This window comes from Phenylobacterium sp., from assembly GCF_046590535.1.
GTDB lineage: Bacteria > Pseudomonadota > Alphaproteobacteria > Caulobacterales > Caulobacteraceae > Phenylobacterium.
Genome location: NZ_JBKJTG010000247.1, coordinates 1 through 7,619, shown reverse-complemented (window position 1 = coordinate 7,619; position 7,619 = coordinate 1). Strand labels below are relative to the sequence as shown.

Here is a 7,619-nt window from a genome sequence, read left to right as displayed (position 1 = left end):
TCTTCATCCTCCGAAATCGCTCCATCGCCCGTTGTCGTCGTCGGAGCGGTTGGTGTGAGTTCTCCGCCCTGTTGTTCAGCCAGCGGCCCACCTCCTTAGGTGCTGCCGATCTCCTTCATGGCTGGCTTGATGAAGGTGAGGGTGGCCGCCTTGTCCGGCGTCTTTGTCACGTAGGATTCCATCACCACCAGCCGATTTCCCTCAGGGCCGCGCCATAAGAGCGAAGCGGGTTGGCGGAGCGGGTCATCACCATCGGCTAGCTGGGACGTTCTAACCGCCCGCCAATTTTCTGGGCTGACAATGCCGTTGGCGCCCGACCCCGGCGCCTTCTAGTCTCAGGCGATGATTGGATTCCCGCCGCCGCCCGCGCTCCTCCTGACGGGCCTGCGGAAGTCCGTCCCCGGCGGGCGGGTCCTGTTCGACGGGCTGGATCTCTGTGTCGCCCGGGGGGAGCTTGTGGCGATCATGGGCGAGTCCGGGGTCGGCAAATCGACCCTGCTCAATCTCGCCGCGGGCCTCGACCGGGCGGATGGCGGCAGCGTGGCGATCGACGGCGTGGCGCTGGAGAGCCTCGACGACGATGGACGGACGCGCCTACGGCGCGACCGGATCGGCTTCGTGTTCCAGGCCTTCCACATCCTGCCCCACTTGAGCCTGGCCCAGAACGTCGCCCTGCCCCTGGTGCTGCAGACGGTAGGTGCGGCCGAGGCGATCGGGCGCGCCAACGCCATGCTGGCCGCCGTTGGACTGGCGGGGCGGGAGGCCGCGCGTCCGTCTCAGCTCTCCGGCGGGGAACTGCAGCGCGTCGCGGTGGCGCGGGCCCTGGTGCACCGTCCGACGGTGGTGCTCGCGGACGAGCCCACGGGAAATCTGGACCCCGAGACCGCCGACCGGGTCCTGGATCTGTTCGTGGCTGAGGTGCGCGCGTCCGGGGCGGCGGCGATCCTAGTGACGCACTCGGACCGCGCGGCGGCGGTGGCCGATCGGCGACTGACCCTCACCGTTCACGGCCTGGTCCCACGCGATGATCGCTGAGCGCCGGCCCGTCAGCCGGACGGCGCTGGCGTGGATGACGCTGGGCGAGTGGCGCGCCCACCCCGCACGGGTGGTCATAGCCGCCCTGGCGATCGCCATAGGCGTGGCCCTGGGCTTTGCCGTCCACCTGGTCAACGGCTCGGCCCAGGCCGAACTGGCCCGCGCGGTGCGCGCCGTGAACGCGGGCGCCGACCTGCAGGTGCGCGCCACCACGCCCCTGGGCTTCAACGAGCAGCTCTACCCGCGGCTCGCCCGGACCCCGGGCGTTGCGGCCGTCAGCCCGGTCGTTGAGCTGCCGGCGCGGTTCGGCCGGGCGGCGCCCAAATCTTTCGAGGGCGGGGCCCTGACGGTGTTGGGGGTCGATCCGCTCCGGGCGGTGGCGGTGACGCCCCTGTTGCTCACCCCGCCCGCGGGCGGGATGGCCGGCGCCGGCGGATTGCAGGCGGCCGCCATCTTCGATCCCACCGCCGTAGCGCTGTCGCGCGCGGCGCTTGCGGCAAGCGGCGCCCGGCCGGGTGACCAGGTGGTGATCACCGCCGCCGGGCGGAGCGAGAGCTTCGTGGTCCGGGGCATCCTGCCGGAAGGCGCCTCGGAGCAGCAAATCGCGGTGATCGACATCGCCGCGGCGCAGTGGCGGTTCGGCAGTCTGGGACGGCTGCAACGCCTCGACGTGAAGCTTGCCCCCGGTGTCAACCTCGAACGGTTCGAGGCGGACCTGCGGGCCGCGCTGCCCGCCGACGCCCAAGTCGTCACCCAGCGCTCTGAAGTCCGGCGGGGCGACAGTCTGACTCGCGCCTACCGGGTCAATCTGGAGATGCTGGCCCTGGTCGCCCTGCTGACGGGCGGCTTCCTCGTGTACTCCGCCCAATCGCTGTCGGTCGCCCGCCGGCGGCCGCAGTTCGCGCTGTTGCGCGTATTGGGCCTGGAACGCCGGGGCCTGCTGGCGCAGGTGTTGGTGGAAGGTGGCCTGGTCGGCTGTGTGGGCGCGCTCCTGGGGCTGGGCCTCGGCCAGGGCGTCGCGGTCGCCACGTTGCGACTGCTCGGCGGCGATCTCGGCAGCGGCTACTTCCGGGGCGCCACGCCCGACTTGGTCGTCCAGCCTGGGCCCCTGCTGCTGTTTTTTGGCCTCGGCCTCGCGGCCGCGATCGTCGGCAGTCTGCTACCCGCGCTCGAGGCCGCCCGCGCTCAGCCCGGCATCGCGCTTAAGGATCTGGGCGATCCTACTGACCCGGACACCGCGCCGTCGGTCCGCTGGGCCCTGGGCCTGTTGGGGGCCGGCGGCCTGGCAGCGGTCGCGCCGCCGGTGGGCGGGTTGCCCCTGTTCGGCTACCTGTCGATTGGTCTGATCCTGGCTGGCGGGGTGGCGGCGATGCCCTGGCTAGCCCGGTGGCTGCTGTCGCCGCTGCGTCGGATCGGTCGCCGCAGCGTTCCCGTCGACCTGGCGATGCAGCGACTGTGGGGCGCGCCGGGGCAGGCGGCCGTCGCACTTTGCGGTATCGTCGCCAGCGCCAGCCTGATGGTGGCCATGGGCGTGATGGTGTCCAGCCTCCGCGGGTCTGTGGAGGACTGGCTGGGCGACATCCTTCCCGGCGACCTGCTGTTCCGGGTGGAGAGCGGGGGTTTCGATCCCGAACAGCAGGCGCGGATCGCCCACGCGCCCGGAGTGGGCGCGGTCATTTTTCAGAAGTCCGCAACGCTGCGCCTGTCGTCCGATCTGCCCCCCGCCGTGCTGGTTGTTCGGCCCATCGACCGCGCGGACCCCGCCGCGAGCCTGCCGCTGATCGGACGCACCGCCCGCGTCCCCGCCGGGACCACGCCGGTCTGGCTCTCCGAGCCTGCCGCGCGGCTGTATGGCTGGGGGGTGGGAGACCGGCTGGTGTTGCCGCTTCCCGGGGCGCCCAAGGTCATGGTGGCCGGGGTCTGGCGCGACTATGCCCGGCAGTCGGGGGCGGTGGCCCTGGACGATACGGACTACACTCGGCTGACCGGCGATGCGCTACGCACCGAAGCGTCCGTCACGCTCGGGCCCGCGCAGAGGCGGGAGGAGGTGGTGCGCGCTATTCGCGCCGCCCTGCCGCCGGACCTCGCCCAGCAGGTGCAGTTCATTGAGGTGCGGCAGATGCGCGCCGTCGCGCTTCGCCTCTTCGATTCCAGTTTCGCCCTCACCTATGCCTTGGAGGCGATCGCCATCGCGGTGGGGCTGGCCGGCGTGGCCGCCACCTTCTCCGCCCAGACCCTGGCGCGCACCAAGGAGTTCGGGATGCTGCGCCACGTGGGCGTGCTCCGCCGACAAATTGTCGGCATGCTTGCGGTGGAGGGCGCTCTGCTGGGCGCCATCGGCGTGGTGGCGGGCCTGGGCTTGGGCCTGACGATGAGCCAAGTGCTGATCCATGTAGTCAATCCGCAGTCCTTCCACTGGACCATGGAAACCCGGCTACCGCTCGGCCTGTTCGCCAACCTGTCCGGGGCGCTTGTCGCCGCCTGCGCAATCACCGCGGTGCTGGCCGGGCGCCGGGCGCTATCCATCGACGCCGTACGCGCTGTGCGGGAGGACTGGTGATGCGCCGCATCTCTCGGCGAGTTGTCCTGGCGGTCCCCACCCTCCTGCTCGCGCCGGCGGCTTGGGCCGCCTCGCCCCCGCCGTTCCCGGCCGTGCGGGCCGGGGCGGCTCTGAGCTTTCCCCGCGATCACGGCGCCCACCCCGAGTTCCGGACGGAGTGGTGGTACGTGACCGGTTGGCTCAAGACGCCGGAGGGCCGCGACCTGGGCTTCCAGATCACCTTCTTCCGCAGCCGGCTGGCGGTGGATCCGGAGAACCCCAGCGCCTTCTCCCCGGGCCAGATCCTGTTCGCCCACGCCGGTCTCTCCGATCCGACCGTCGGCCGGCTTCTGCACGACGGGCGGATCGCCCGGCAAGGGCTAGGTCTGGCGCAGGCCTCGACCGAGGACGCCGACGTTACGATCGACGACTGGCGGTTCCGGCGGGGGGCGGACGGACGTTTCACCGCTCAAGTGGCAGGCCGGGAGTTTGCCCTGGACCTGGTCATCACCCCGACCCAGCCGGTGTTGCTGCAGGGGGAGGGTGGGTTCAGCCGCAAGGGGCCGCTGAGCACCCAGGCCAGCCACTACTACAGCCTGCCGCACCTGGCGGTGTCCGGCGCGGTCGCCCGAGGGCGCCGACGGGTGGCGGTGACCGGCAAGGCCTGGATGGACCACGAATGGTCGTCGACCCTGCTCGATCCGCGCGCAGTGGGATGGGATTGGGTAGGCCTGAACCTCGACGACGGCGGGGCTCTGACCGCCTTCCAGGTCCGTGACCGGGCGGGTCGCGCGATCTGGGCCGGCGGTTCGTTGCGAGCCCCGGACGGACGGGTCACTACGTTCCGCCCGGGGGATGTCCAGTTCACCACGACGCGACACTGGCGTTCCCCGCGCACGGGCGGGCGCTATCCCGTCGAACGTGTGGTGGAGGTGCGCACGCCAAAGGGCGCGCGGAGCTTTCCACTGACGCCGGTGTTCGACGACCAGGAGCTCGACAGCCGCCAAACCGGCGGCCCCGTCTATTGGGAAGGCGCGGTTCGCACCGTTGGCGGGCGCGGCTACCTCGAGCTTACCGGCTACGTGTCGCCGCTGACGCTTTGAGCCGTGGCGTGCGAGGCAGGTGACTGCCCGCGCCAAAAGCTCGCGGTCCTTAGCGCAAGCGGTAGTTCAACCGGACGCCGATGCTGTCCATCCCGGGATTTTGCGCACTGAAAAGTTGGCCTTGGCTGATGTGGACCCAGGTGACCTCCATCGAAAGCCTCTCGTTCAATTGGTAACCGACCCCGATCTCTGGCTCGAACAGGACCCGTGATCCTAGGTCACGGCGGAAGCGGTCTTCGCCAATTATGAGACTCTTGCGGTCGTGAACCGCGACGCCGATCCCTGGCCGGACATACAAATCGCCGCCAATCCGCCAGCTCAAGCCAGCAGCAGCGAAGTTGGTCTCCCCAGCGGTGCTAAGGGAGCCAAACACATACGGTGAAGGCGACCCAATCACGCGCAGCGCACCGATGCGAGCGCCGCGCCAGCCGAGCTGAAGATCTGCGCCACCTTCATAGCCACCGAGGGTAAGGGGAGTCTCAACATCGTGGCCCAGCACGCCACTGAGGATTTCCCCAGCCTGAACAGGTCCCGCCGGACTAGCCAGCAAAAGCAGCGGCAGCAGGCAGATCAAAGCCCTGCTCCGGGTCGTTCTCTCGTCGTGGTTCATCGCCTCGATCCGCTTTATCTAGTTCTGAACCGGAACGCCGGGCGGCCGATTTCGTCCAAGTCCTGATCGAGGCCTGGCGGCGCGCTGAGTTGCGCGCAGCGAACTGCCCTGCATCCGCCGCCCTCGGTGGCCCTTGACCGCGCGGTCGCAGCGTTTCAACACCGGATCATGTCTGAGCTTGCCCGCCTTGACGGCCCAATCGTCCCCCCAGCTTCCGGTGGCGACGCCCATTCCATGGTCATTTTGCTGCACGGCTTTGGGTCGAACGGAGATGATCTGATCGCCCTCGCGCCCTATTGGCGTGACCTCTTGCCTAACACCGTATTCCTCGCGCCCAACGCCCCGCAACCCTGCCCTGGCGCGCCGGGCGGCTTTCAGTGGTGGGCGTTGACAGGCGGGGCAGGTGGCGGCCGGGAGGCCGGGGTTCGCCAGCCCGCGCCCGCGCTGAACGCCTTCATCGACGCCCAGCTCGCCCGCTACGGTCTGACCGAAGACCGGCTCGCGTTGGTGGGCTTCAGCCAAGGAACGATGCTGGCGCTGCATATTGCGCCGCGCCGCGCCCACGCGCTGGCCGGTGTCGTCGGCTACTCGGGGATGCTGGTCGACCCCGAGGCGTTGGCAGCCGAAGGGCAGACAAGGCCGCCGGTCCTGCTGGTCCACGGCGACGCTGATCCGATGGTTCCCTTCACGGCCCTGCGGGAGGCCGTGACGTCGCTGACGGCCCTGGGGTTTGAGATCGAAGCGCACACATCACCGGGGCTTGGCCACAGCATCGACGCCGCGGGGCTACAGCTGGGTGGGAGCTTCCTGGCCGGGGCGCTGGCGAGCCCGAGACGAACCTCGTCGGAGACGTTGCGGTAGCTCGGCTGGAAGGTCCCCGGCGCGACATTGATGGAGCGGAAAGGTAAGGAGCGCCCTGTTCCGAGAGGCTAGAGCCATTTTCGTCCGAAAACCGCGTCACACTTTTCGGGAGATGCTCTAGGTGTGCGCCTCCAGCCAAGCCAGCAGGTCCCGCACCACGTCTTCCCGGTTGGTCTCGTTCAGCATCTCGTGCCGCCCGCCGGGATAGGCTTTCAGGGTCACGCTCAGCCCCGCGCCCCGATACGCTGCAATGAGCGGCTCAAGGCCCTCCAGCCGCCGGTTGATCGGGTCCTCGTCCCCGACGAATACATAGACCGGCAGCCCTCGCTTCACCCCCGCCAGCGCCTCGACTGAAAGCTCCCGCGAACGCAGCGCTACGAACGATGCCATCGAAGCCTCGGAGAACTGGATGCCGCAGAGCGGGTCGGCGATGTACTTGTCCACCTCCGCCTCGTCCCGACTGAGCCAGTCATAGGCCGTGCGCGGGTTCGGGAAAATCGAGTTCGGCCCCCCGGGAAGCCGCGGTCCCGGCCCCGTGGTCCCTGAAAGCACCAGGGCGTCGATCAGCCCCGAGTGCTCAAGCAAGTAGGCCTGGGCGAACATCGCCCCCATCGAATGCCCTATCAGGACAAGCGGCAAGCCGGGGTTTTCCGCCCGCGCCAGCTTTGAGAGCTCGGCCATGTCCGCCACGCACGCGGGCGCCCCGCCCGGCCCGAAGTCGCCCAGGTGGCTCATCCCGGAGGTCAACCCATGCCCCCGATGGTCGGCCGCATAGACCGCAAACCCGGCCGCAAGGACGGGCGCCAGCGGCTCGCGATATCGCCCGGCGTGTTCCCCGGCCCCATGGGCCAGCTGGAGGATAGCGCGGGGCGGGTCGGACGTGGCCCAGCGAAAGGCGGCGAGGGGCACGCCGTCGGCGCCCTGGTAACGGAAGGGGGTGGTGGACGTCATCACGTCAGACTAACGACAGCTCTGTTGGGCCGCAAAGCGCCATGTGTGGACGGCGCCCCTCTTGGCAAGGTGTTTCGGACGTACGCTTTCGCTGGTCGGTGCCGCCATCTGTTCGACCTGTTGGTGCGGCGCACGAGCCCGCTGGCCACAACGCCTTCCGCAGGGATGGGGTCCGACCAATAGCACGCTCTGGAGTAGTCAACTTAAGTCGCGAATGCAGTATTCCGCGCCGGCAGGGCCACATTGAGGGATGCGGCTGACATGGAAAAACCCCGCAAAATCCACGACGGTCATTCGCCGGATTCCGGACAGAAGTTGTCTGAAAGACTTACTCTGACAACACCAACGGTCTGGCGTCAGAACGCTATATCGACACCTACGACACCCAGCCCTTGGCCTACCAGCTCGACGGCTACCGCGACGGTTCGCTGATCAGCCGCAACTACTACAACGCCGATGGCAGCCTGTTCGCCTGACGGTACCCCTGTGCCGTGCCAGAGCCGGCTTCCGCGCCCGCTTT

The 7,619-nt window shown here is 69.1% G+C and carries 6 protein-coding genes; 4 read left to right on the top strand and 2 right to left on the bottom strand.

From position 1 onward, the window contains the following. Positions 1 to 342: 342 nt before the first annotated feature. From ACLL81_RS15465 to ACLL81_RS15455, 3 genes are read left to right on the top strand one after another with little or no spacing between them, the layout of a single operon-like run. A complete protein-coding gene (locus ACLL81_RS15465; RefSeq protein WP_411289256.1) occupies positions 343 to 1,035 on the top strand; it encodes an ABC transporter ATP-binding protein in 693 nt (230 codons plus the stop codon). After that, on the top strand, positions 1,025 to 3,595 hold the full coding sequence (locus ACLL81_RS15460; protein WP_411289255.1) for an FtsX-like permease family protein: 2,571 nt from the start codon (positions 1,025 to 1,027) through the stop codon (positions 3,593 to 3,595). Before ACLL81_RS15465 ends, ACLL81_RS15460 begins: the two co-directional genes overlap by 11 nt. Next, positions 3,595 to 4,677 (top strand): lipocalin-like domain-containing protein, encoded by a 1,083-nt coding sequence (locus ACLL81_RS15455; protein WP_411289254.1) that lies wholly within the window; start codon positions 3,595 to 3,597, stop codon positions 4,675 to 4,677. Before ACLL81_RS15460 ends, ACLL81_RS15455 begins: the two co-directional genes overlap by 1 nt. 49 nt (positions 4,678 to 4,726) lie before the next feature. Here the strand turns inward: ACLL81_RS15455 and ACLL81_RS15450 are convergent, their stop codons facing one another. Beyond that, a complete protein-coding gene (locus ACLL81_RS15450; protein ID WP_411289253.1) occupies positions 4,727 to 5,287 on the bottom strand; it encodes an acyloxyacyl hydrolase in 561 nt (186 codons plus the stop codon). A gap of 168 nt (positions 5,288 to 5,455) precedes the next feature. On the opposite strand from ACLL81_RS15450, the gene ACLL81_RS15445 reads away from it, so the two are divergent. Next, positions 5,456 to 6,148: an alpha/beta hydrolase gene (locus tag ACLL81_RS15445; RefSeq protein WP_411289252.1), complete on the top strand. Its 693-nt coding sequence runs from the start codon at positions 5,456 to 5,458 to the stop codon at positions 6,146 to 6,148. Positions 6,149 to 6,265: 117 nt separating this feature from the next. Here ACLL81_RS15445 and ACLL81_RS15440 read toward each other — a convergent pair whose 3' ends face one another. Beyond that, entirely contained in the window at positions 6,266 to 7,099 is an 834-nt protein-coding gene (locus ACLL81_RS15440; RefSeq protein WP_411289251.1) for an alpha/beta fold hydrolase, read from the bottom strand. Positions 7,100 to 7,619 lie beyond the last annotated feature (520 nt).